The following is a 22,308-nucleotide window of genomic DNA, read 5'->3' as shown; positions in this document are numbered from 1 at the left end:
CGTGCCGTCACACGCCTGGATCGACGTCTTCGGCCGGGTTCGCTAGAACGACCGCTTGGTCAGCCGCCAGACCTGCCCGTCGCTGTCCGGGGCACCGGTTCCCGTGCCGGGGGAGAGCGAGTTCACCGCCACGAACACGTTCCCGAGCCGGTCGGCGACCACGCCCGCCGGCGAAGGCGCGGGCAGCGTGGCCCGTGCGCCGGTCCTCGGCACCAGGACCACCTGGCCGGTCCCGGCATCGCCGCCGCGCAGCTCGCTGACGTACAGGTTGCCTGCCGGGTCCTGTGCGGCACCGGTGACGCCGGTGAAGCCGGTCCAGGTCTGCTGGATCGACCCGGTCCGCCGGTCCAGCTCCCAGACCCGGCCGGCCTCCGGAACCAGCGACCCGAGGCCCCCCACGATGATGTCCCCGTCCCGGCTGAAGGTGAGCGATGTCGGAACCGGGTCGCAGGAGAAGCTGCCGTCCTGGTTGGGCCGGGTGTCACAGGCGCCACCGGTGATGTTGGGCAGGACGGCGAACACGCTGATCCTGCCGCGCCTGTCCACGGCGAGGATGTCGTTGCCGGCGGCGTCGGCCACCAGCACCCGGTCGCCGATGTCGAGCACCGCGTACGGGTTCGACTCGACCCCCTGGCCGTCCGGGTCGTGCGCCGCCTCGAAGGCACGGATGTCGGCGACGACCGAGGCCGGCCGGCCCGCCGTCGCGCGCAGCAGCTTGCCCTCCTGCTCCTCCGGCAGCCCGGTGATGCCGTCCGGGACATCGACGTCCTTGGCGATGTAGATCTGGCCGAGGGAGCGCGCGCTCGCCGCGTCGTTACCGGTCGCGGCGATCCCGGACGGACCGGCCTCGGACAGCAGCCCGGTCACCACACGCTCCGCGGTGACCCCGACGGCCTTACCCGGGTGCCGCACGATGCTGACCGCCCCGGTGGTGCCGACGCACACCTCGTCCCCGTCCACGACGGCACAGTCGTCGCCGCCGGTTCCGGACTCCGCGATGACGAGGATCCCGTTCTCCGTCATGTCCAGCTGTCGGGGGTTGTCCAGGTGCCGCGCCACCGGAACCGGCGCCGTGCCCGGCGGAGCGGCAGCGGCGGGACTGATCATCAGCGTCGTGGTCGCCAGACCGGCGGTGACCGCTGCACACGCGAGACGTTTCATCTTTTCCCCTAGCGAGTCGAGGAGCTCGGCCGCCGGTACGACCCGGCGAGTGGCGCCGAACTTGGCAGGGTGCCCCGGGGCCGTCAACCAGTTGCTGCGTCGTGCGCGAGGGGAGAATGCGCTGGCCACAGTGCCGTTCGGCAGATCGCCGTGTGCCTGCGGGGCGCGGCACCCCGTCCTGGTCGCCGTGCAGGCGGACGTCGAGGTCACGGCGACGTCCGTCTGCCCAGCACCGGCGCACGGCACGGGGCGCGGGACGTCAACGCTGACCTCGTGCCCGACGACGCCGGGCCGCGGTCGAGCGTGCCCGCGCGGCGGCGTAGCCGGACCCGGGCACGAGAGCACTACGGGCCCGTCGGTGGTCGCGATGGAACGTTGGTTCGGATCAACACCCCGCGCGCCCCGCCGATGATCACTGCGTCCGCTCCGTCGTCGTCGCGGAGGGACGCGTCGGGAGGGGGTGGGCAGCCATGCGGATCTCCACGAACGTGGCCGCGCTCAACGCATCCCGGTTGCTCCGGCAGGCCGACGACGGCGTGACGACGAGCCTCCGCCGGCTGTCCTCCGGACTGCGCATCACCAGCGCCGCGGACGACGCGGCCGGCTTGGGCATCTCAGAGGGGCTGCGCGCCCAGTCCCGCGGTACGGCGCACGCGGTGCGCAACGCGCAGGACGGCATCAGCGTGGTGCGGACGGCAGAAGGCGCCCTGACCGAGGTCTCGGCGATGTTGCAGCGCATGCGCGACCTGGCGGTGCAGGGGGCCAGCACGGCAGTCATGGGCGAGCTCCCGACGCGGGCGATCGGGGCGGAGTTCGAACAGCTGAAGGCCGGCATCGACCGCATCGCGCGCACCACCGCGTTCAACGGCACGGTGCTGCTCGACGGCGACTACGACCACCTTCTGCAGGTCGGCGCATCCCCGGGCGACACCCTGCGGATCACCTTCGGGGCCCCGGGCCAAGGGATGGACGCCACCGACCTGGGTCTGTCGACGGCCCACGTCACCCGCTACCAGCATCCGGAGACCGGCGAGTGGGGGAACGGTTGGGTCGGCGTCCAGTCGACCGGCACCCCGGCCGTCTCGGACGAGGAGGGGACGCCGGCGGCCGGCAGGCTCACGCTGGTCGGTGGCGAGTACGCCACCGGGGAGTACCAGGCCAGCTTCCGCGCGCTGACCGGCGTGGTGAGGTACGACGGGCAGGCGTTCTCGCTCTCCTCGGTCGACTACACCGGTGCGGAGACGGCGCAGGAGTACCTCGACGCCCTCAACGCCGCGGCGCAGGCGGCCCTCGGACCGGACTTCGGGGCCTTCACCGCCACACCGACGGGGCTGACGAGCACCGGTGCCACGCCCGGCCCCGGCTCGACCGTCGGCGACGCGGAGGAGCTCAGCCCCCGGTACTACGTGTACGGCGGGATGGCCGCCGTCATCCGAGCCGTCGACGGCGCCATCGGGCGGGTCTCCGAGATCCGCGCCGAGCTCGGGGCCTACGAGAACCGGCTCGAGCACACCGTCCGAGCGCTGAGCGTGGCGGGTGAGAACGCCGCGGCCGCGGAGTCACGCATCCGGGATGCGGACATGGCCGTGGAGACGATCTCGCTCAGCCGTAGCCAGATCCTCGCCCAGGCCGGGGCGGCGATGCTGGCGCAGGCCAACCGGCGACCGGAGCTCGTCCTCCGCCTGCTCGGCTGACGGGTGCGGGCACGATGAGGACGCCCTCATGGTCGCCGCACCCGGCCGCCACGCTTCGTGCGCGCGCGGGTGTTCATCGACGATCGGTCATCGGTCAGCCCGTCCTGGGGCACCGTGACGTGGGCCGGATGCCGAAGGGCGACACGCCATGTGCGCCCACGGATGCGTCCAGATTCGCGATGACTTCCCGCCGAGCGCGGGCCAGGCCGTTGGCGCCGCTCGGGGTTAGCGCAGAGCACACCTTGGTCGTCGGCTTGCGGTTGGACGCGCGGCCCACCGCTCAGCCGTCGAGGCGCCGCGGACCCCGGATCGGAGGACGTGAGGCCACGTGTACCGCGCGATGATGACGGCCTGGTCATCCTGACGAACGGTGACCACCGCACACGACGAGGCAGGGCGCCCATGACGTGCGCGCCCGATACGTTCGGCGCTGGCGTGAACCAGTGGTCCTGTGTCCGAGGGGCGACGCGCGCTACATGCGCGCACGGCTCCGACCGGTTGGCTGAGCGTCACCTGCCCGGACGCAGGTAGTCGCGGGCGAGGTCCAGCACCTCCGCCAGGGCCAGTCGGCCGCCCGCGGCGAACAGCTCGTCGAACCGCGCAGATCCGGCTGCCGCGCGCACGGCGTCCGCCAGGTCGCCGTCCCCGCGCATCGACGCGTACACCCGCAGCCCTGCGCGACGGCGCAGGCCGTCGGTCGCACCGGCGAGCAGCCCGGCCCGCTCGGCGTCCCCGTCGGCGAGGGACAACGCGGAAGCACCCGCCAGCGCCAGGCAGAGGCAGTGCGTGCTCTGCCCGGACACGCTGAGGTCGAGCGCGTCGGACAGAAGGGCGCGGGCCTCCTGGAGGTGGCCCCGGCCCGTCGCGAGCCCGGCCAGGACCACCCGCGAGACGGCAGCCAGCCACGGGGTGTCGAAGCGACCCGCCAGGTCGTGCGCCTCGGCGACGAGCTCCTGGGCGTCGTCGGCATCGCCGAGGGCGGCCTCCACGGATCCGGCGGTCACGAGCGCCAACCCTGTCCACATCGGCTCGTCGAGAGCGCGCAGCCGGTCGAGGGCAGTGCGCAACCCCCGCCGGGCGCCGTCCAGGTCGCGGACGAGCGTCGCGGCCCAGGAGAGGAGCAGGGGCGACACGGCGGACAGGTACGGGTCCTCGACCTCGCCGAGCAGCGCGGCCAGCCGCTCGCTGGTCGCCCGGACGGCCGTCGTGTCTCCGACCTCCAGGGCGGAGAGCAGGGCCGTGCTCAACAGCTCCGCGCGCGGCACTGCCGGCAGGGCGTCCTCGGTCGGCAGCAGCTCGGCCAGCCAGGAGCGCGCCTCACCGATGATCATGTCCCCGAGGCCCAGGAACGGCCAGAGGACCCGGAACGGCCACAGAACCCGGAACAGGCGGGGGAGCGGTGCCGGATCGTGGGCGAGGTGCCAGCGCACCGCGGTCGCGATGTTGTCGCTCTCCCGGACGAGGATCTCGGCGCACGCCCGCTGGCGGAAGCCGCGCAGCGGCCGATCGGCGCTCTCGGCGAGCTCGCGGTAGTGCTCGGCGTGGCGGCGACGCACCTCGTCGACGTCGCGACGCGCCGCCAGCCGTTCGGCGACGAAGGCGCGCACGGGGTGCAGCATCCGGGGTCTCGGCCCCGTCGGCCTCGCGGCGACGTGGATGAGACTGTGGCGGGCCAGGCTCTCGGTCAGGTCCAGCGCCCGGTCCTCGTCGAGGCCGGCGACGTGGGCAGCGGCCGCGAGGGTCCAGCCGTCGGCGAAGACCGCCAGCACCTCGAGCAGTGACCGCTCGGCGTCGTCGAGCATGCCGATGCTCCACTCCACCGCCGCGCGGAGAGTGCGCTGCCGCTTCGGGAGATCGGCCGTGCCCGTACCCAGCGTGTCGAGGGAACGGGAGAGCCGGCTCAGCACGGTGACCGGGTCGAGCAGCCGCATGCGGGCGGCGGCCAGTTCGATGGCCAGGGGCAGGCCCTCCAGACGGCGGCAGATCTCCACGACGGCCGGGGCGCCTTCCGCGGTCAGCTCGAAGTCCGGGCGTACCGCCCGGGCGCGCTCCAGGAACAGCCGGACCGCCGGGTTCTCCGCCAGGTGCGGCAGGTCCGCCGCCTCCGGGACCGGCAGCGGGGGAACCGGGTACGCCTGCTCGGCCTGCACCCCCAGGACGGTCCGGCTGGTCGCGAGCACCGCGAGGCGGGGGCACCGGGTCAGCAGCTCGGCCAGTTCCGGGCCGGCTGCGACCAGGCGCTCCAGGTTGTCGAGGACGAGCAGCCACCGGTCGCTTCCGAGGAGGTCGGCCAGGGCGGGTACCGGCGAGGTCGCACCGGCGAGGTCGGCGCCCAGCGCCCAGCCGATGCGCCCCACGACGGCGGCGGGGTCGGTCAGCTCCGCGAGCGGGACGAAGACGGTGCCGGCGTCGAACCGTTCGCGCAGCTGCTCGGCGGTGGCCAGCGCCAGGCGGGTCTTGCCGATCCCGCCCGGGCCGGTGAGGGTGACCCACCGTCGGCCGGGACGGGAGAGCAGGTCCGCGACCTCCTCGACGGCCTGCTGCCGGCCGACGAGCGACGTCGTGCTGACCGGGAGGGGGTCGGGGGTCAGGAGGGACCGGGGGACGGCGCCTCCTGACCGCGTGGCCGGCGCCACCGGAGCAGCCGGTGACGTCGCCGCGGCGGTGAACCGCTCGCTCAGCAGCTGGGCGAGGTCGTCACGGACCAGCCGGCCCAGTTCGGCGGGGGTCCGGAACGGACGGTAGGTCGCCTCCTGCTGGATCCGGCGGACCAGCTGTGCCAGGCGCGGATCGCGGTCGGGAGCGGGTGTCTTCAGGTACAGCAGCCGCGGCATCCCGCGGGAGAGCTCGAACTCCTCCTCCAGACCGGAGACGTCCAGGCCCGGGACGAGCTGGCCGTACCGCTCCCAGTAGATGCCGAGGAAGACGTCGCTCTGCGCCAGGTAGGCCCGGTACACCTCGCCGGGCGGGCGCACGTGCGCGCCCGCCTCGAACATCACGGAGGTGAGCCGCAGCGCAGCGATGGCGCGGGAGACGGCTCGGCGCTCGGCCGCCAGCTCGCCCAGGGTCGAGCTCACGAAGACGCGGAGCCGCTGGTCTGGTGTCCGGATGCCCGGCATGGGGCAGGCCTCTCGTGGAACGTGGATCAGGGATGGGCAGCGACTAACAGCGCTGCGCCACGCGGAAGACCGGCCAGCCGATCTCCGTCTGCCACGCGGACGGGTCGGCCGTGTCGCGCGGGCCGACCAGGTAGCTCTCCCGCACCGGCCCGGCCACCGCCAGAGCGTTGGCCACCACCCAGGCGCCCAGTTCGCCGTAGGTGACGTCGATGTCGTCGTGCGGGCCGACGTGGGTGGTCACGGCGAGCTCGACGGCCGGCAGGGTCACCGGGTGCACCCGGCCCCGGTGCGGGGGGTGAGGGGTCGGCAGGTACACGAGCACGTGGCCGCGGCCGCTCTCGAACAGGGAGTTGTCGCTCAGGGTGCCCGGGGCACCGGTCGGCCCCTCGACCGCTGCGTCCAGCTCGGCCATGGCCCCGGCGTACCAGGCGAGGACCTCGTCGTGCGCCACCTCGTCCTCCACGGCGGCCACCGTCGTGGCCGCGACCGAGCGCAACTCCACCTGCAGCGGGGCCGGCGCCGGACGCAGCAGCCGGCGCAGCGACGCCACCGCGGCCCGGGTCCGGTCGAGCTCGGACTCGAGTCGCTCCAGGTGGTCGGCGATCAAGCGGGCGCGGGTGCGCGGATCGGGGGAGCGCAGGATCCGCTGGACGTCGGTCAGGGGGACGTCGAGCTCGCGCAGGCGGTGGATGACCTGTGCGGTCGGGATCTGGTCCGCGGTGTAGTACCGGTAGCCGCTCGCGGGGTCCACCGTCGCCGGCTCCAGCAGGCCTGCGTCGTGGTACCGGCGCAGGGTGCGCACGCTCAGGTGGGTCAGCCGGGAGAACTCACCGATCGCCAGCACGCGTGCACTGTGCACCCTCTCCCCGGGGGAGAGTCCAGCGCTTGACCCTCCCGGTCCGGGAAGCCGCACCGTCGGGACATGACCACACCGACCAGCATCCAGCCCGACCAGCTCCCGGCTCCGATCCGCGGCTACCTCGCCGCGCACGACGCCCGCGACGCGGATGCCGCGCTGCGCGCCTTCACGCCCACCGCCGTGGTGGTCGACGAAGGCATCACCTACCGCGGGACCGAGGAGATCCGCGGCTTCCTGACCAAGGCCGGAGCCGAGTTCACGTACACCACCGCGCTCGTCGGTGCGCAGCGCGTCGACAGCGCGCACTGGATCGCCGTCAACCACCTGGAGGGCGACTTCCCGGGTGGCGTCGTCGATCTCGGCTACCGCTTCACGATGGACGGCGACCGCATCGCCGAACTCGTCATCGCGCCGTGACGACCGGGTCCGGGCAGTCACGCCTCGGCGCTCGGCAGGCTGTGCCGGACGTCGCCGGACCAGGTCGAGCGGCCGTGGCCCCGCCGGTCGTGCGCGATGCGCCGACCGCCGCGGGCCAGGAGAAACGCCCCCCTGCGTGTCCCGGTCACCCGTGGGGATCGTGCCCATGGCGGGGCCTCCTCGAATCCGTCGGGTCCGCGGACCGGAGAGGTCCGTCGGACGAGGTGAGGGAGACGATGCTCGACCCGGGCGGGCGGGCTCCGCATCCGTCATGTGACCGGGCTCGGTGCGGTTCCCGGTCGGCCGCTGGGGCCGGCTGCGACGTGGCCTCGTGGAGATCCCGACGCCGGCTCTCGACGTGGTGGCCGGTGACGAGCGCAGCTGGACCAGCCACGGCGAAGGCTGTGCTGGGGCGGCCCTCGCGTGCCGGGTACGCAGGCCGACGACCGGTCATCTGACGGATGTGCGTGCCCCGGCGCGCGGCGAGCGTTCCCGACATGACCTCGGACCGGGACGACCCGACCACGACATCGCAGAGCAGGGAGCCGGCCTCGCTCATCGCCGTCCGCCAGCTGGCCGCGGAGCGACGGCAGCATCGCGACGGCGACGACCGCCTCCTCTCGGCCGCAAGTATCCGGGCCGCCCGACGGCGGTACCCCCTCGGGCGGGACGAGAAGGGGCAGTGATCCACCGGATGTGCGGCCGGCGCCCCCCACCGCATCCGAGCCGGGGGCTGCCGGATCCGACCTCTGCCCGAAAGCCCCGCGCGCACCGGCAGCGCCGCGGACCAGCCGACGCCCTGGGGGCCGGCTGCCTGGGGCGACCGGGCCCGCCGAGAGCTGCGCGCCGCGGGCGAGCAGAGCAGGCCGCGCACCCCGGAGGCCCGCGAGCAGCTGAGCCCGCAGGAACTGCTGGTCCCGCAGCTCGCTGCGCAGGGCTTGACCAACCGGGACCCGCCAGGAGGTCGGTGACGACATGCAGATCCTCGACCTGATCGGCGTCTTCGCCTTCGCGGTCTCCGGCGCCCTGATGGCGATCAGCCGCGACTACGACGTCGTGGGCATCGCGATCCTGGCGGTGGTCACCGCGCTGGGCGGTGGGATCGTCCGGGACCTCGTGCTCGGCGACACGCCGCCTCCGGCGTTCAGCAGGTGGCAGTACCTGGTCGTGGCCCTGGCGGCGGCTGCGGTCACCTCCGTCGCCCACCCCTGGCTCGCGCGGCTGAGCAGGCCGCTGCTCGTCTTCGACGCGGCGGGCCTGGGGCTCTTCTGCGTCGCGGGGACCGAGAAGGCGCTCGACCACGGCCTCGCGCCCGTGGCGGCCGCCCTGCTCGGGGTCACGACCGCCGTGGGCGGCGGCGTGCTCCGCGACGTCCTCGCCCGTGAGACCCCGGCGCTGTTCCGGGCGGACTCCGAGCTCTACGCGGTGCCGGCGGTGGTCGGGGCGCTCGTCGTCGGCGTCGCCTCGACGTTCGACGCCGACGGCCCGGCGCTGGGCGCGGGGGTCGCCGCCGCGATCTTCGTCGTCCGCGTGCTCGCCCTGCAGCGCCACTGGCGCGGTCCGCGGGCGCGCGGGCGGCGGTCCCCGGTCGGCTCGCCCCTGGTGGGCGGACCGCCACTTTCCTGAGGCAACGAGAGCACTACCGCGATGCCGAGCGGTACGACGGGGACCCGCCCGTTGGCCAAGCCCCCACCGGGCGGTCACCGCGCTGCCGGTCCCGGGCCCGGAGGTCCCCGCCCGGCGCAGGCAGCAGCGCCCCGCCGAGGAACCGGGCCGTGACGTGCTGCCGGGTGGCGCCCAGGGCACGGCGCGGACCTGTCTCCCGCCGGCGCTCGATGACCGAGACCGGTTGCGCGCGCGTTCGCAGGCATCGACACGTCGGCGACAGCTGCCGCGCCCATATCGCGGGCGTATGCCGAATCGGAGACGTCGTGGCAACAACCGGCCGACTGCACTGGGGTCCGTCCAACCGCACCGAGCCCGCGCCGGCCAGCCCGGCGGAGAGGAGTTCGACCATGACGACCAGCCACCACCGTCCACCTGCCGGCGAAGCGGGCGCGACGCCCCGGGCCCCGGTTCCGGGCCGACCGAGGGGGCGCCATCCAGGCTTGCTGGTGCTCGTGGCCGCCGCCGTGGTGCTCGCCGTCGCGGGCATCACGCTCGGTCCGGCCGAGGCCGTCGCTGGTGCCCGCCGGACCGTGCTGGCCGGCGTCGAGGCACTGTTCGCGCCCTGGCTGGACACCGTTCCCCGGCGCCCGGTCGAGGTGCTGGCGAACGTGCTGCTGTTCGTCCCGGTGGGTGCGCTCGCCGCATGGGTCCTCCGGCGCCGGGGGCCGCTGCTGCCGCTGGCCCTCGGGGCTGCGGCGTCGGCGCTCATCGAGCTGGCGCAGGTCGCACTGCCCGGACGCATCCCCGACGTGGTCGACGTCGCCGCCAACGCGGTCGGCACGGTGCTCGGCGTCGCGCTCGTCCGGGTGCACCTGGCGGCCCGGTCGCGACGTGCGCGGCGACGGCGACGGTGCGGGCCGCGCGCCGCGCTGGTCTGCGTTGCCATGCTCGTGGCATGGACCACCGGGTGCTCGGCAGCCGCACCGGACGGGTCCGCCGACGCGCCGGCACCGGGCGGGGGAGCCCCGACCGTCGCCGACGGGCTGGTCCCCGAGGGTGAGGAGCTCTCCCCGTTCGCCGACGTCCCGGCCATCACCGGCCTTGACAGCGAGCTGCGCACGGCCCTCCAGGACGCCGCCCGGGACGCGGCCGCCGACGGGGTGGACCTCCACGTGTCCAGTGGATGGCGCAGCGCTGCCCACCAGCAGTCGCTCTTCGATGCGGCGGTCGCCCGTTACGGCAGCCCGGAGGCGGCCCGGGCGTACGTCCTGGGCCCGGATGAGTCCGAGCACGTTTCGGGCCGGGCGGTCGACATCGGCCCGACGGACGCGATGAGCTGGCTGGCTCAGCACGGGGCGGACTACGGCCTCTGCCAGACGTACGCCAACGAGATGTGGCACTTCGAGCTCACCGTCGAGCGCGGCGGCGAGTGCCCCGCGCCAGCTCCCGACGCCAGCGGCGGCTGATCAGGTGCCGCCCGCCCGCGAGCCGGCCCGCGTGGTCGCGGCCCGGCAGCCTCGCCGAGGCGCCTGATCCGCCGCCGCACGTCATCTCCGGGGACGATATCGCCCGGCGGATCGTCGCCGACCGCCACCGGAACAAGACCCTCATCCGCGGGGCGGGGGGTCAGCGCCGAGTCGCTGCTGGAGCGGGCGTGGCACGAGAACGCCGCGACCCCACACCGCGATCGGAAGCCACCCACCGTGACCTGCCGACCAACCTGCCCGGGCGGTACAGCTGGCGCGCGTGCACCCTCTCCCCGGGGGAGACTTCGAGCCTTGACCATCCCGTGCCGGGAGACCGCACCGTCGGTGCATGGCCAATCCGAACAGCACCCGACCCGATCAGCTCCCGGCCGCGATCCGCGGTTACCTCGCCGCGCACGACGCCCGCGACGTGGACAGCGCGCTGCGCGCCTTCACGCCCACCGCCGTGGTCGTCGACGACGGCACGACCTACCGTGGGACCGAGGAGATCCGCGGCTTCCTGTCCAGGGCCGGGGCCGAGTTCACGTACACGACCACCCTCGTCGGGGCGGAGCGCGCCGACGACGGGCACTGGGTCGCCACCAAGCACCTGGAGGGCGACTTCCCCGGTGGCGTCGTCGACCTCCGCTACCGCTTCGTCCTGGACGGCGACCTCATCACGGAGCTGGTGATAGCACCCTGACGACCGGCTCCGGCCTGCCCTACCGTCGCGGAGGAGGCCGCGGCCGCGACGGGGCCGCGGCGGGAATGGCACGGGCGGAGCCCTCTGCGGCCTGGGCGGTCCACACCGCGTGAGCGGAGGAGGGCGGAGACCGGCATTGCCGGCCCACGGCACGGCGTGCGTAGATCGCATGTGCAGGCCCGGGAGTGCACGGGGGTGAGCGGATCGTGATCGGACGGACCGAGCAGCTGGCCGTGCTGACGGCGATGCTGGACTCGGTGGCCGCCGGAGGCCGGGCCGCCGTCGTCTCGGGCGAGGCCGGTATCGGCAAGACCACCCTCGTGGCGGCGTTGTCGGCGCAGGCCCGCCACGCCGGCTTCCGCGAGCTGCGCTGCACCGGGGTGCAGAGCGAGGCGACGGCCGGGTTCGCCGGCCTGCACGAACTGCTCCGCCCGGTGCTCGACGACGCCGCGGCACTGCCGGGGCGCCAGCGGGCCGCCCTGCGCTCCGCCTTCGGGGAGTCCGACGGACCCGCGGACCGACTGCTCATCCACCTCGCCGTCCTGGGGCTGCTGGAGGAGGTCGCGCACCGGCAGCGGCTGCTCGTGGTGATGGAGGACCTGCAGTGGCTGGACAGGTCCAGCGCCGAGGCCCTGGAGTTCGTCGCCCGCCGGCTCAGCAACGCCCCGATCCTGATGGTGGCGACGGTTCGCGCCGGGTCCGGCGACCCCACCCCGCTGCCCTCCACCCAGATCGCGCGGCTGCACCTGGGCCCCCTCGACGAGGAGGAGGCCGCCCTGTTGCTGGACGGTCTCCCGCACCGGCTCGGCGAGCACGACCGGCGGCAGATCCTCGCGGAGGCCGCCGGGAACCCTCTGGCCGTGCGCGAGTTCGCCGCCGCCGTGAGCGCCCGGGACGGCGGTCCGGCCCCGGCGGGCCCGCTGCCGACCACCGCACGCCTCGAGCGGGCCCTCCTCGCCGGGGTCGACGCCCTGCCCGAGGCCAGCCGTCGGTTCGTGCTCCTCGCCGCGGTCGCGGACGTCGAGACGCTGCCCGAGCTCATCGCCGCCGGGCGCCTGCTCGACCTGACGCCCGAGGACCTGGCACCGGCCGAGGAGGCCGGCGCTGTCACCCTGGTAGGGGACCGCGTGCGCTTCCGCCATCCGCTGCTCCGCTCGGCCGTCCGTGGAGCGGCAACCTGGTCCGACCGCGCGGCGGCCCACGCAGCGCTGGCGGCGGCGACGCCGGACCCGGGCGCCGCGGCCTGGCACCGCGCGGCGCTCGCCTTCGCGCCGGACGAGACGATCGCCGCCGAGCTGGAGGCGGCGGCTCGGCGGTCCCTGCAGCGGGGGGCACGGCCCGACGCCGTCGTCACGCTGCGCCGCGCCGCGGCGCTCTCGGCGGAGACCGAGGCCCGGGCGCGTCGGCTGATCGCGGCGGCCGTCGCCGCCCGCCAGGGCGGCCGGGCGTGCGACGCCGTCCAGCTGCTGGAGGAGGCGCTGCCCCTCGCGACCGGCGCGGACGTCGTCGCCACGGTCGCCTCCACCGAGGTCATGCTCGGCGTCACGGCGGGCACGCCCGTCCGCACCGCCGGGGAAGCTGTCGCGCTGGCGGAGGGGCTGGCGGGCAGCAGGGGCGACGAGCACCCGAGGCAGCGAGCGCAGGTGCTGGTCGGGGCCGCGGCGTTGGCTTGGATCCAGGGGGTGGACGAGCCGGCGAGGAACCGGCTCGCCGACGCCCTGAGCGCGGTCGACCCGGGAGGTCGGGACCCCATGGTCGCCATCGGGCTGGCCCTCGTGGACCCCGCCGCCCACGCGGCCCGCGCCCGTGCGGCGCTGCCCGGACTCACCGGCTTCGTCTCCGACTACGCCTACACCGACCGCACCGAGAACCACCCCGGCAGCAGCGAACTGGTGCTCGCGGCCGCGCGCATGGCCGAGGCGATCCAGGACTTCGCGGCGGCCTCCAGCCTGTGGGACCTCGGCGCCATGTTCTTCCGCGGCGGCACGGGTGTGCTCAGCGACGAGGCGCAGGTCTTCACCGGGCGCGGTGCTCTGCGGCTGGCGAGCGGCCGACTCGCCGAAGGGCTCGCCGACTCGGCGCACGGAGAACAGCTGGCCGGGGAACTCGACCTGCCGGTCCTGGCCGGCCTCGCGGCGGCCGCCGCCGCGCGGGGGCATGCCTGGTCGGGCGCGGACGAGGCAGCGGCCCGCGCCCGCGCCCGCGCCCTAGAGCTCTCGGGCGAGCAGCCCTCGGCGCTGGTCCGCGCGCTGGTCGCCTGGGCGGCCGGGCTGGGAGCTCTCGGTCGCCGCCGGTACGAGGAGGCGCTGCCGGCGCTGCGCGACGTGTCGGTCCACCCCAGCACCGCGCTGCTGGCCTTGGGGGACCTGACCGAGGCCGCCGTCCGTTCCGGTGCCGCCTCCACGATCGAACCGGTCGTCGCCGAGGCCGAGCGCGTGGCCGCGGCGCTGCGCTCGACGCACCTCCAGGCCCTGGTGCACCGCAGCCGTGCGCTGCTGGCTCCCGGCGCGGAGGCTGCGGAGCGCTTCGAGGCCGCGGTCGAGACCGGCCAGCGGGCGGGCTCGCCGCTGGAACTCGCCCGCAGCCGGCTGGCGTGGGGTGAGTGGCTCCGCCGGCACGGTCAGGTGGTGGCGGCTCGTGGCCACCTCGCGGAGGCGCTGCACGTGTTCGACACCGAGGGCGCGGCGCCCTGGGCGGAGCTGGCGGCCGCGGAGCTGCGCGCGGCGGGGGTGGTCCCCAGCCGCAGCATGCCCTCGGCCAGGATCGACCCGGCCCAGGTGCTCACGCCGCAGGAACTCCAGATCGCCCGCCTGGCCGCCAGCGGTCTGACCAACAAGGGGATCGCCGACCGGGTCTACCTCTCGCACCGGACGATCGGGGCGCACCTCTACCGCATCTACCCGAAGGTGGGGATCACCAGCCGGGCCCAGCTCCGCGACGTCCTGGGTCCGGTCGGGGACTGATCCCGCCCCCGGCCGGCGGGAGCGGTCATCGTACGGATGTGGCACCCGGCCGGTGCTCCCTAGCGTCGGTGCCGCATCCGTCGAGACCGCGGGGGAGGGCGCCGTGGACGATCGTGAGCCCGCCTGGGTGGTCGCGATGCGCCAGCTGGCCACCGAGGCCAGGCAGCGCCGCGAGGACGGCGTCCGAGCCCGGCTCCGCCTCGACGCCGCGAGAAGCCGCCCCGCCGGGAGCCGGCCGGCCCCACCCCCGGACGACGACGACCATGAGTGACCTCCTCGAGCTGCTCCTCGCAGCGCACGGCGGACTGGACCGCTGGCGGGCGGCGCAGCGCATCACCGGGCGGCAGCGCACCGGCGGACGGCTCGGCGCCGTCAAGGGGCAGCCCGACGCGCTGGCCGACGTCGAGGTGTCCGTGGACCTGCACCGGGAGCGCGCCTCGTACGCCCAGTTCCCCGGGCCGGGGCAGCGCACGGTCGTCACCCCGGGCCGGGTCCACGTCGAGAGCGAGGGCGGCCGGACCCTCGGGTCCCTGCCGGACCCTCGGGCGTCGTTCACCGGCCACGGGTTCACGACGCCGTGGACGGCGTTGCAGCAGGCCTACGTCGGCGGGTACGCGATGTGGACCTGGCTCACCGAGCCGTGGCACCTGACCTTCCCCGGGGTGCGCACGGTGGAGATCGATCCGTGGACCGAGGGCGGCCGGCGGCTGCGCCGGTTGCTGGTCACCTATCCGGTCACCATGGCCACGCACAGCCGCGAGCAGGTGCTGCACGTCGACGGCGACGGGCTGATCCGCCGCCGGGACTACAGCATCGACGTGGCCGGCGGCCTGCCCGGCGCCGACGTGGTGAGCGAGCACCGCGAGTACTCCGGGCTGGCCGTCCCGACCCGGCGGGTCGTGCACGGCAGGGACGCCGCGGACCGCGCGGTGCCCGGTCCGGTCCTCGTCTCGGTGGACCTGGCCGAGGTCACCGTCACCTGACCGGCGGCGCCGCCGGCCCTCGACCGCCCGGCTGCGTCCGCAGGGCGTCGCGGAGCTGGGCCCGGTGGGCGATGTCCAGCTTCGGGAACACGCGGGCCAGGTGGGTCGCCACGGTGCGGGGGGAGAGGGCTGTGCGCGCGGCGATCTCGCGATTGGTCAGGCCCTCGGCAGCCAGCTCGGCGATCCGCCGCTCCTGCGTGGTGAGCTCGGTCGGGGGTGCCCCTCGCCGCGGCGCCGCGTCCGGCGTGCCGCCGGCAGCCCGCAGCTCGGCCGCGGCGGCGTCGGCCCAGGGGCTCGCGCCGGCGGCGGTCAGCGTCTCCAGTGCGGCGGCGAGCTGCTCGCGCGCGGCCGCGATCCGCCGCTGACGGCGCAACCACTCGCCGTAGACCAGCCGGGTGCGGGCCAGTTCCAGCGGCGCGCCACTGCCGAGCCCGGCCGCCACCGCGACCGCGTAGGCCTCCCCGGCCTCCTCGCCGACGGAGAGCAGTGCCCTCGCCCGGTGCACGAGGGACCACAGGTACGGGGAGTCGACGGAGCGGGCCCGGCGCTCGGCGTCGGCGACCACGACGGCCGCCGAGTCACCGCGGCCGGCACGCACGGCTGCCTCAGCCAGGTCCGCCACCGCCCACGCGGCGGTCGTGGGGTGCTGCCCGACGAGCGCGAACTCCTGCTGAGCGGCCCGGTAACGGCGCTGGTTCATCGCCACCAGCCCGGCGGCCCAGTGCGCCCGGGCGCTCACCACTGCGGTGCGGTGCGATCCGGCCAGCTCCCGGTGCCGGCGCAGGGCCGCCTGCGCTGCGGCGTCCGCACCGCGCCAGGCGTGGACCCGTGCGGCCACGACCTCGGCGGCGGCGGCCAGCAACGGCAGCTCGGAGTCCAGCGCCGTCCGGGCTGCCGCTCCGGCGTCGGCCAGCGCGTCGACCAACTGCCCGCTCAGCACCCGGATCGCTGCCCGGCCGCACAGGAACGATGCCGCGTCCCCCGGCGCCTCCGCCGGGGCGTGCAGGTGGCAACCGGCGTCCCAGGCCGCCTGGGACGCCGGCACGTCGTGCAGCGCCTCCGCCATCGCTGCGAGGCTCGCGAGCGCCCACGGGTACCGGGTCCGGACGACGTCCAGCAGCTCCAGCGGGGCGGATCGGGGCTCCGCGGCGCGGGTGGACGGATCGAGCAGCGCCAGGCCGACCGTCTTCAGGGGGTGCGGAGTGTCGTCCAGGGTCTCCAGCCCTCCGCGGACCGCCGCGCGGGTGGTCTCGGGCGCCGCCAGCTCCCAGGTTCGCGTGGCTGCCGCGGCGAGGAGCTGGACACGGGCCTCGGGATGGTCACGGCCCGACGGCCCGCCCAGGCGTCCGGCCACCGCCACCAGCTCCTCCGGGGACCGGCCGACCACCAGGTCGGTCCCGCTGCTGAGTGCCCACTCGGCCAAGGCGAGCTCCCGGACGGCGTTCCCCTCGTCGGCGAGCGGCATGGCTTCCCGCAGGGCATCGACCGACTCCCGGGTCAGGCCCGCACGCCGGGCCGACTCCGCGGCGGAGACGAGCCGGCGGACCCGGTTCCCGAGAGCGGGGGAGAGGGCGGCGGCCCGGCGCTGGGCGGCGAACGCCTCCCACCGGGCACCGCGCTGGAGTGCGCGTGCCGCCGCGGCCTCCAGTCCTGCCGCGACCGACTCGTCCGGGCCGTAGCTGGCCTCCGCGCGGTGCCACGCAACGCGCTCGGGGTCGTCCGCCAGCCCGGCCAGCAGGTGGTGCGCCGCGGCGCGCTCCGCCGACGTCGCGGCACCGTAGACGGCCGAGCCGATGAGGGGGTGCCGGAAGGAGAAGTGACCGCCGGTCACCGCCCCCAGGCCCGCGCTCTCGACCGGCCGGAGCAGCGCGACCGCCTCGTCGAAGCCGCCCGCGGCGGCCACGACGCGGAACAGCGGCACGTTCCCGCCGTCCGCCGCTGCCACGAGCAGGAACTGCCGGCTGGCGGCCGGCAGCTGGTCGAAGGACTCGAGGAACGCCTGCTTCATCCGTGCCGTGGTCGGCAGCTGATCGGGCAGCGCGGGCGCCGCGGCCGGCCGGACGGCGCCGGGCGCGGTCGCCAGCTCGGTGAGCGCGAGCGGGTTCCCGCCGGCCACTGCGACGACCGCCTCGCGCATGCCCGGGTCCAACTGCGGGGCGACGGCCTCGAGCAGCCGTTGGGACTCCGCCTCGGTGAGCGGAGCCAGGGTGAGCCGACGGCCCGGGAAGTCCGCCGGGGGGACCGGCGCATCGGGGCGGCTCCGCACCGTTGCGAGGAGCAGCAGCGGCAGGTCGGCCAGCCTGCGGGCGAGGAAGACGAGCACGTCGATGCTGGACTGGTCGACGTGGTGCAGGTCCTCGACCACGACGAGGGCGGGCCCGGTGGCGACCACTTCCTCCATCAGGTGGAGCACGGCGAGGGAGAGGAGGAGGGGGTCGGGCGCCGGTCCTTCCTCCAGCCCGAACGCCGTCAGCAGCGCGGCCCGCTGGCGCGCGGGCAGGGCGCCGACCCGGTGCAGCGCCGGGTGGAGCAGCTCGTGCAGGGCGGCGAACCCCAGGGATGCCTCGCCCAGGACACCCGAGCACCGGAGCTCCCGGAAGCCGGCCGACCGGGCCATCTCGGTCGCGGCCGCGGCCAGCGCCGTCTTGCCCAGGCCGGCGTCGCCCTCGACGACCAGCGCGAGACCCGTGGTGGTCGCCGTGCGGACCGCCTCGCGCAGCACGGCGAGCTCCGACTCCCGCCCGATCAGCACCGCCGGTCCCTCCTGCTCCGAGCACGGCCACGCCGTCGGCCCCGGCGGGTGCACGGTAGTCCAGGTTCGGGCCCGGTGGGGCCGGCCGGGCTACCGGACCGCTCCGGGGACGTGGCGGGGCAGTCCGGAAGCGCAGTCGATCGACGGATGCCGGGGGGCGGGGGAGAGGTGCCAGCGTCTGGCCGTCCGACGGCGCAGCACGCGCCGTCCCGACCGGAAGGACCGATCCATGACCACTCAGCAGACCCCGCCCGTCGTCCTCGAGCCGGAGTTCCAGCAGCTCGCCGACGCCACCGCCAACCCGCCCTACCTGTACGACCTCGGCCCCGAGGCCGCCCGCAAGGTCCTCGACGACATCCAGTCCGGCGCCGTCGAGAAGCTCCCGGTGGACGAGCACTGGATCACCGTCCCGGCCGACGTCGGCGACGTGCCGGTCCGGATCGTGCGGCCCGCCGGAGCGTCCGGGCAGCTCCCCGTGCTCCTCTACATGCACGGCGGCGGATGGGTTCTCGGCAATGCGGGAACGCACGACAGGCTGGTCCGAGAGCTGGCCGTCGGCGCCGACGCCGCCGTGGTGTTCGTCGAGTACAGCCGGTCACCGGAGGCGAGGTACCCGGTGGCCATCGAGCAGGGCTACGCCACGGCTCGGTGGATCACCGAGCAGGGCGCCGAGCACGGTCTGGACGCCACCCGGCTGGCCGTCGCCGGCGATTCGGTGGGCGGCAACATGACCGCGGCCCTCACCCTGATGGCCAAGGACCGCGGTGACGTCTCCTTCGTGCACCAGTCGCTGTACTACCCGGTCACCGACGCCGCGATGGACACCCCCTCCTACGTCCGGTTCGCCGAGGGGCCGTTCCTGAGGGCGAAGGCCATGGAGTGGTTCTGGGACGCCTACACCACCGACCCCGCCCAGCGGGCCCAGGTCACCGCGTCGCCACTGCGGGCCACCCCGGAGCAGCTCGCGGGTCTTCCGCCGGTGTTCCTCCTGGTGGCCGAGGCCGACGTCCTGCGCGACGAGGGCGAGGCCTATGCCGCCGCGCTGCGCTCGGCCGGCGTCCCGGTGACCACGGTCCGCTACGACGGGGTGCACCACGACTTCATGATGCTCGACCCGGTCAGCCAGACCCTCGGCGCACGCGCCGCCATCGGGCAGTCGATCGCGATGCTCCGGGCGGCCTTCGGCAAGTGAACGAACAGTCGATCGACGTACGCGAAGCAGCCGCCGCGCTTCCTACGTTCGCTCCACCAGCGCCGCGACGTCGGATCCGATGCACCGGGGCCGCTGTCCACCGAGAGGAAGAGAACGATGACCACCAGCACCCTCGAGGCCCGCACGGACCCGAGCAAGCCCACCGTGGTGCTCGTCCACGGGGCCTTCGCCGACTCGTCCAGCTGGAACGGCGTGATCACCCAGCTCAAGGCCGACGGCTATCCCGTGGTCGGGGTGGCCAACCCGCTCCGAGACCTGCACCGCGACGCCGACTTCGTGCGCAGTGTCCTCGACGACGTGGACGGGCCGATCGTCCTCGCGGGCCACTCCTACGGCGGCAGCGTGATGAGCGAGGCGGCCGACGGCAATCCGAAGGTGAAGGCGCTGGTGTTCGTCGCCAGCTTCCTCCTGGAGGAGGGCGAGAGCACCGGTGAGCTGGCCGGGAAGTTCCCCGGCAACGAGCTCGGGCCGGCCCTGCGCCCGGTGTCCGTCACCGGTCCCGACGGGCAGCCTGTGGACGACCTCTACATCGAGCAGGAGAAGTTCCGGGCGGTCTTCGCCGCGGACGTGCCGGAGGCCGTCGCCGCGCTGATGGCCGTCACCCAGCGTCCCATCGTCGCCGACGCGCTCGAGGGGAAGGCGACGAAGGCAGCCTGGAAGACCGTGCCCTCCTGGAACCTGATCACGCGCCAGGACCTCGCCGTCCCCGCCGAGTCGCAGCAGTTCATGGGCGAGCGTGCCGGGGCGACGAACGTCGAGATCGACGCCTCCCACGCCGTGACGGTCTCCCAGCCGGAGGCTGTCGCCCGGCTGATCGACGAGGCCGCCCGCGCGACGGCCGGCTGACCGGACGGCGATTGCCACACCGGGCCCGCCCCGTCGTCGAGACGGGAGAGGGCGGGGCGGGCCCCCGCAGGATGGGGTGCCGGAGATGCTCGCGTTCGACCTGATCGGCATCTCGTGCGGAACCGGGCGATCGGGGTCGAGTCGAGGGCCGGGCGGTCGGCGGTTGCTGCGGCAACGCCCCGAGGTTCGGCGCGGTGAACACGCCGACGATCGTCGCTCGCACGACGAGATCTCGGCCGAGCGCACCGTCCTGGACGACAACGGAGGAGCAGAGATGGGAAGTGCGGATCGCGGGCGCCTGGATGGGCGTCGAGCGCTCGTCACCGGCGGGTCGAAGGGATCGGGTGCAGCCGTGGCCGAACGGCTTCGCGCGCTCGGCGCCGACGTGTATGCAACGGCCGGGACGATGCCCGACGGGTACGAGTTCCCGGACCGCTTCATCGCGGCCGACACCTCGACCGTCGAGGGCACGGCGCTCGTCGGGGCGCGTATCGAGGAGACCGGTGGTGTCGACATCCTCGTGCACGTCGTAGGAGGTGCGTCCACGCCATCCGGCGGGTTCGCGGCGATCACGGATGAGCAGTGGATGATCGAGTTGAACCTCAATCTCCTCGGCGCCGTGCGGCTCGATCGAGCGCTTCTGCCGTCGATGGTCCGGTCCGGGCACGGCGTGGTGCTCCACTTCACGTCCATCCAGCGGCAGATGCCGCAGTACGACGCAACTCTCGCGTACGCGGCCGCAAAAGCCGCGTTGCGCACGTACAGCAAAGGCCTGGCGAACGAGCTCGCGCCGCACGGTGTGCGGGTCAATGCGATCAGTCCCGGGGGGATCGAGACCGAGGCCTATGAGAGGTTCGTGGATCGGATCGCGGAAGGGAATGGCCTGAGCCGGGAGGGAGCGAAGCAGAGGATCCTCGACTCCCTCGGCGGAGTCCCTCTCGGCCGTTTCGCGAGAACGGAGGAGGTCGCCGATCTCGTGGGCTTCCTGGTGTCCGACCAGGCGTCGGCGATCGTCGGTGCGGAGTACGTCATCGACGGCGGTACCGTCCCGACGGTCTAGACCGATGGGCATCGGAGCCGGCGCGAGCAGCCGTGTGGCGACACGAGCGATCCTCGCCTGGGTGGCTGTCGCCGTTCTTCCACCACCCGGACAGAGCTTCAGCAGCCGCGAGGCGTGGTCCGGGCTGTGACGAAGACGGGGGCGCCAACCCGTCCAGGGCGCGCCCGCACGCAGAAGACGTGCCCTGTCGGAAAGGAGTCGCCGTGGGCGCCATGGACGAACTGATCAGTCCAGCCGTCGTTGCACGGCTACGGGCTGCGCTCGAAGCGGTTGCGCCCACCAGCGACTTCTCCGCTCTGGTCCAGGCGGAAGGTGCCGTACGGGGCGTCCGCCTCAGGGAGCGGGTGGACATCGTCCGCGATGCTCTCCTCAGCGACGTCCCGGCGGGCTTCCCCGCCGCCGAGCGCGTGGTGCTCGACGTGCTGGAGGAGCCACGTCTCGACCGGTGGATGATCTGGCCCACCACCGAGTTCGTCGCGTCGAGAGCACTCGAATCCGGCTCGACGCGGGACTTCGACGCCGCCATGGCACTCCTCGCCCGGCTCACCCTCGGGCTGACGGGCGAGTTCGCCGTTCGCGAGCTCCTGAACGCGCGACCCGAGCGCGCCCTTTGCATCATGCAGACCTGGACGGGGCATGACAGCGAGCACGTGCGGCGACTCGCCACGGAGGGCTCTCGCGCCTACCTGCCCTGGGCGAAGCGGGTGCCGTGGCTGCTTGCCCATCCTCGTGCGACACGAGGCATCCTGGACGCCACCTACCGGGACCCGGCCGAGTACGTGCGGCGCTCGGTCGCCAACCATCTCAACGACCTCAGTCGCGTCGATCCCTCCGTCGTCACGGACACCGCCGCCGCGTGGGCCGGCGACCCGGACGCCAGCACTCCGTGGGTGCTCCGGCACGGCCTGAGGACGCTGATCAAGCGGGCCGATCCCACCGCGCTGGCGCTCCTGGGCTTCACCGGGAAGAGCCTCCGCGTGGCCCGGCCGCGCATCTCCGGTGAGGTCGTTCCCTGGGGAGGGGAACTCACGTTCACGACCGTCGTCACCAACGAGGGGGAGACGGACGCCACCGTGGCGATCGACTACTCCATCGGATTCCGACGTGCCAACGGGTCCGTCAGCGGGAAGACCTTCAAGCTCGGGTCACGACGCATCGCCGCCGGCGGAAGCACCGTCGTCACGAAGACCCACTCCTTCCGGCCCATCACCACCCGGACGTACTACCCGGGGCCGCACCACGTCACCGTGCAGGCGAACGGGGTCCTCTCTCCACCCGAGGAGTTCGTCCTGGGAAGGGCGGACGAGGAGGAGAACGGTCGTGATGACGCGCGTCAAGGGCAGCGAGGCGCCTGAGGTCCAGAAGCTGGGAGCGGCCGCCGAGCCTGCGGACGTCAACCTGCGTCGGTCGGAACGGTCGGCGAGAACTCCACGGCACACCGATCGACGAAGGCAGTGAGGGCGA

General features: G+C 74.5%; 17 protein-coding genes. 13 read left to right on the top strand and 4 right to left on the bottom strand.

Features of this window, described 5'->3' with window-relative positions:
- Window positions 1-42: 42 nt before the first annotated feature.
- Complete coding sequence (locus ACI79Q_RS00525) at window positions 43-1,161, bottom strand: ScyD/ScyE family protein (protein ID WP_456612136.1); 1,119 nt, start codon at window positions 1,159-1,161, stop codon at window positions 43-45.
- Window positions 1,162-1,631: 470 nt separating this feature from the next.
- On the opposite strand from ACI79Q_RS00525, the gene ACI79Q_RS00520 reads away from it, so the two are divergent.
- The gene (locus ACI79Q_RS00520; protein WP_456613920.1) at window positions 1,632-2,855 is read left to right on the top strand and encodes a flagellin N-terminal helical domain-containing protein; all 1,224 of its coding nucleotides are present in this window, start codon (window positions 1,632-1,634) and stop codon (window positions 2,853-2,855) included.
- Window positions 2,856-3,364: 509 nt separating this feature from the next.
- On the opposite strand, the gene ACI79Q_RS00515 is transcribed toward ACI79Q_RS00520, so the two are convergent.
- Window positions 3,365-5,932: an ATP-binding protein gene (locus ACI79Q_RS00515; protein WP_456613919.1), complete on the bottom strand. Its 2,568-nt coding sequence runs from the start codon at window positions 5,930-5,932 to the stop codon at window positions 3,365-3,367.
- A gap of 85 nt (window positions 5,933-6,017) precedes the next feature.
- Entirely contained in the window at window positions 6,018-6,818 is an 801-nt protein-coding gene (locus ACI79Q_RS00510) for a MerR family transcriptional regulator (protein ID WP_456613918.1), read from the bottom strand.
- 78 nt (window positions 6,819-6,896) lie between these two features.
- On the opposite strand from ACI79Q_RS00510, the gene ACI79Q_RS00505 reads away from it, so the two are divergent.
- From ACI79Q_RS00505 to ACI79Q_RS00470, 8 genes are all read left to right on the top strand, one after another.
- The gene (locus tag ACI79Q_RS00505; protein WP_456613917.1) at window positions 6,897-7,250 is read left to right on the top strand and encodes a nuclear transport factor 2 family protein; all 354 of its coding nucleotides are present in this window, start codon (window positions 6,897-6,899) and stop codon (window positions 7,248-7,250) included.
- 497 nt (window positions 7,251-7,747) lie between these two features.
- Window positions 7,748-7,936 carry a hypothetical protein gene (locus ACI79Q_RS00500; RefSeq protein ID WP_456613916.1) on the top strand — a complete coding sequence of 63 codons (189 nt, stop codon included), beginning with the start codon at window positions 7,748-7,750 and terminating at the stop codon, window positions 7,934-7,936.
- A 289-nt stretch (window positions 7,937-8,225) separates the two neighbouring features.
- Window positions 8,226-8,876: a trimeric intracellular cation channel family protein gene (locus ACI79Q_RS00495; protein WP_456613915.1), complete on the top strand. Its 651-nt coding sequence runs from the start codon at window positions 8,226-8,228 to the stop codon at window positions 8,874-8,876.
- A gap of 488 nt (window positions 8,877-9,364) precedes the next feature.
- The gene (locus tag ACI79Q_RS00490; RefSeq protein WP_456614019.1) at window positions 9,365-10,324 is read left to right on the top strand and encodes a VanZ family protein; all 960 of its coding nucleotides are present in this window, start codon (window positions 9,365-9,367) and stop codon (window positions 10,322-10,324) included.
- A gap of 349 nt (window positions 10,325-10,673) precedes the next feature.
- Window positions 10,674-11,027, top strand: coding sequence for a nuclear transport factor 2 family protein (locus ACI79Q_RS00485; RefSeq protein ID WP_456587918.1), 354 nt, complete (start codon window positions 10,674-10,676; stop codon window positions 11,025-11,027).
- Between the two features lie 206 nt (window positions 11,028-11,233).
- Window positions 11,234-13,990, top strand: a complete 2,757-nt coding sequence (locus tag ACI79Q_RS00480; RefSeq protein WP_456613914.1) for a helix-turn-helix transcriptional regulator — start codon at window positions 11,234-11,236, stop codon at window positions 13,988-13,990.
- A gap of 103 nt (window positions 13,991-14,093) precedes the next feature.
- Complete coding sequence (locus tag ACI79Q_RS00475; RefSeq protein ID WP_456599290.1) at window positions 14,094-14,261, top strand: hypothetical protein; 168 nt, start codon at window positions 14,094-14,096, stop codon at window positions 14,259-14,261.
- On the top strand, window positions 14,254-14,973 hold the full coding sequence (locus ACI79Q_RS00470; RefSeq protein WP_456613913.1) for a hypothetical protein: 720 nt from the start codon (window positions 14,254-14,256) through the stop codon (window positions 14,971-14,973). The genes ACI79Q_RS00475 and ACI79Q_RS00470 overlap by 8 nt, the downstream gene beginning before the upstream one ends.
- Here ACI79Q_RS00470 and ACI79Q_RS00465 read toward each other — a convergent pair.
- Complete coding sequence (locus tag ACI79Q_RS00465) at window positions 14,966-17,725, bottom strand: LuxR C-terminal-related transcriptional regulator (protein WP_456613912.1); 2,760 nt, start codon at window positions 17,723-17,725, stop codon at window positions 14,966-14,968. The two genes, ACI79Q_RS00470 and ACI79Q_RS00465, sit on opposite strands and share 8 nt — an antisense overlap.
- 229 nt (window positions 17,726-17,954) lie before the next feature.
- On the opposite strand from ACI79Q_RS00465, the gene ACI79Q_RS00460 reads away from it, so the two are divergent.
- The 4 genes from ACI79Q_RS00460 to ACI79Q_RS00445 all read left to right on the top strand — a co-directional run bounded on the left by ACI79Q_RS00460 (window position 17,955) and on the right by ACI79Q_RS00445 (window position 22,199).
- A complete protein-coding gene (locus ACI79Q_RS00460; RefSeq protein WP_456613911.1) occupies window positions 17,955-18,917 on the top strand; it encodes an alpha/beta hydrolase in 963 nt (320 codons plus the stop codon).
- 117 nt (window positions 18,918-19,034) lie between these two features.
- The gene (locus ACI79Q_RS00455) at window positions 19,035-19,784 is read left to right on the top strand and encodes an alpha/beta fold hydrolase (protein WP_456613910.1); all 750 of its coding nucleotides are present in this window, start codon (window positions 19,035-19,037) and stop codon (window positions 19,782-19,784) included.
- 85 nt (window positions 19,785-19,869) lie between these two features.
- The gene (locus tag ACI79Q_RS00450; RefSeq protein WP_456613909.1) at window positions 19,870-20,844 is read left to right on the top strand and encodes an oxidoreductase; all 975 of its coding nucleotides are present in this window, start codon (window positions 19,870-19,872) and stop codon (window positions 20,842-20,844) included.
- Between the two features lie 203 nt (window positions 20,845-21,047).
- Window positions 21,048-22,199, top strand: a complete 1,152-nt coding sequence (locus ACI79Q_RS00445; protein ID WP_456613908.1) for a hypothetical protein — start codon at window positions 21,048-21,050, stop codon at window positions 22,197-22,199.
- The last annotated feature ends 109 nt before the right edge of the window (window positions 22,200-22,308 follow it).

The organism is Blastococcus sp. SYSU DS0828 (genome assembly GCF_054050975.1).
This window is presented reverse-complemented; position numbering and strand designations above follow the sequence as displayed.

Bases quoted from the DNA above. Each gene is read 5' to 3' on its own strand.
- ACI79Q_RS00470 (WP_456613913.1), top strand. From the start codon at position 14,254: ATGAGTGACCTCCTCGAGCTGCTCCTCGCAGCGCACGGCGGACTGGAC.
- ACI79Q_RS00525 (WP_456612136.1), bottom strand. From the start codon at position 1,161: ATGAAACGTCTCGCGTGTGCAGCGGTCACCGCCGGTCTGGCGACCACG.
- ACI79Q_RS00500 (WP_456613916.1), top strand. From the start codon at position 7,748: ATGACCTCGGACCGGGACGACCCGACCACGACATCGCAGAGCAGGGAG.
- ACI79Q_RS00455 (WP_456613910.1), top strand. From the start codon at position 19,035: ATGACCACCAGCACCCTCGAGGCCCGCACGGACCCGAGCAAGCCCACC.
- ACI79Q_RS00450 (WP_456613909.1), top strand. From the start codon at position 19,870: ATGCTCGCGTTCGACCTGATCGGCATCTCGTGCGGAACCGGGCGATCG.
- ACI79Q_RS00495 (WP_456613915.1), top strand. From the start codon at position 8,226: ATGCAGATCCTCGACCTGATCGGCGTCTTCGCCTTCGCGGTCTCCGGC.
- ACI79Q_RS00505 (WP_456613917.1), top strand. From the start codon at position 6,897: ATGACCACACCGACCAGCATCCAGCCCGACCAGCTCCCGGCTCCGATC.
- ACI79Q_RS00520 (WP_456613920.1), top strand. From the start codon at position 1,632: ATGCGGATCTCCACGAACGTGGCCGCGCTCAACGCATCCCGGTTGCTC.
- ACI79Q_RS00460 (WP_456613911.1), top strand. From the start codon at position 17,955: ATGACCACTCAGCAGACCCCGCCCGTCGTCCTCGAGCCGGAGTTCCAG.
- ACI79Q_RS00485 (WP_456587918.1), top strand. From the start codon at position 10,674: ATGGCCAATCCGAACAGCACCCGACCCGATCAGCTCCCGGCCGCGATC.